General features: G+C 37.3%; 1 protein-coding gene. It reads right to left on the bottom strand.

All coding sequences use genetic code 11. From position 1 onward, the window contains the following. Positions 1–129: 129 nt before the first annotated feature. A complete protein-coding gene (glmU, locus tag ACFIO3_RS12870; protein ID WP_375614541.1) occupies positions 130–1,494 on the bottom strand; it encodes a bifunctional UDP-N-acetylglucosamine diphosphorylase/glucosamine-1-phosphate N-acetyltransferase GlmU in 1,365 nt (454 codons plus the stop codon). Positions 1,495–1,511 lie beyond the last annotated feature (17 nt).

Here is a 1,511-nt window from a genome sequence, read left to right as displayed (position 1 = left end):
CAATCCAACAACCTTTATTTAAAACTGTAAATAATAAAATAATTCAAACATGGAGTACGGCAATCTTTAAAAATAAACCGCCTCTCCATCGTTCGATCAGCACTAAACAAAGAAATAGACTGAAAAAGATCATTTTTTTTGTTTGTTTTCTGACAATTTTTTCTCTAACAAGCGCGTACGAAATTTTGTCGCATAGCCCTCTTTTATAACCTGTCGTGCACGCCCAAAAGCCATACTATTCATAGGAATATTTTCAGTAATAACACTTCCTGAAGCAACATAAGAACCATCCCCTATCACCAATGGAGAAACAAGCGCCGTATTAGACCCAACAAAAGCATGATCACCAATCATCGTTTTATATTTGTTAAATCCATCATAATTGCATGTAATCGTACCAGCTCCAATATTGGTATGTGCACCAATTTCGGCATCACCAATATAACTCAAATGATTAATTTTAGAAGCTTCTCCTACCTTGGCTTGTTTAACTTCACAAAAATTTCCAACCTTTACAGCCTTCGCCAACTCTGTTCCAGGACGTAAACGTGCATAGGGACCAATTTGTGCATCCGTCCCAACTACAGCACCTTCTAGATAACTAAATGCGTGAATAACAGCTCCAGAGTGTATTTTTACGCCTAACCCAAAATAAACATTTGGTTCTATCACCACGCCTGGTTCAATTTCTGTATCATAAGAAAAATAGACTGTTTCTGGTTTTAAGAGTGTAACACCTGATAACATTAAATCGTATGCTTTACGTTTCTGCCATAAAGAATCAGCCCTCGATAGCTCAAAACAATTATTAATTCCTACAATATCTTCAAAAGGAACTTCAACAACGCGTACATCTAATCCTTCACGTGTTGCAAGAGAAGCAACATCTGTTAAGTAATATTCTTTTTTTATATTGTTATTATCAACCTTCTCTAAAAGAGAAAGCGCATGTTTTCCACGCATAGCGAGTATTCCACCATTACAAAAAGAAATCTTTTTTTCTTTATCGCTAGCGTCTTTTTCTTCTACAATTGCGATTAATTTACCATTTTTCTCGAGAAGACGCCCATAACCTGTTGGATTTTGGGTATGAAAACCTGCAAAAACAACATCTGCTCCATCAGCAAGCTGTGCACGCATTTGGTGCAATGAATCTTGCTGAATGAGAGGCGTATCACCAAAAACAATGAGAACATCATCCACTTCCTTTTGCAAAGCTAAACGAGCAGACAAAACAGCATGAGCAGTTCCTAAACGTTCTTTTTGTTCAAAAACCATTACATCTTTTACAAATGACTGAACAACGTGCGTAACCTCCTTAGCACCAAATCCCACAACAACGGCTAATTGCGAAGAGCCTGCCAATTCTATTTGTTTTAGAACATGGCATATAAGAGGCAATCCAGCAATTTTATGAAGTACCTTAGGCAGAGACGATTTCATGCGCGTCCCCTCACCTGCAGCAAGAACAATAGAAAGACAACTTCTAACCATAAAAACACATAAGACTA

Source organism: Bartonella sp. AD328YNZD (genome assembly GCF_042196425.1).
The sequence above is the reverse complement of the archived record's forward strand: the minus strand, read 5'-3'. Positions and strand labels throughout refer to the sequence as shown.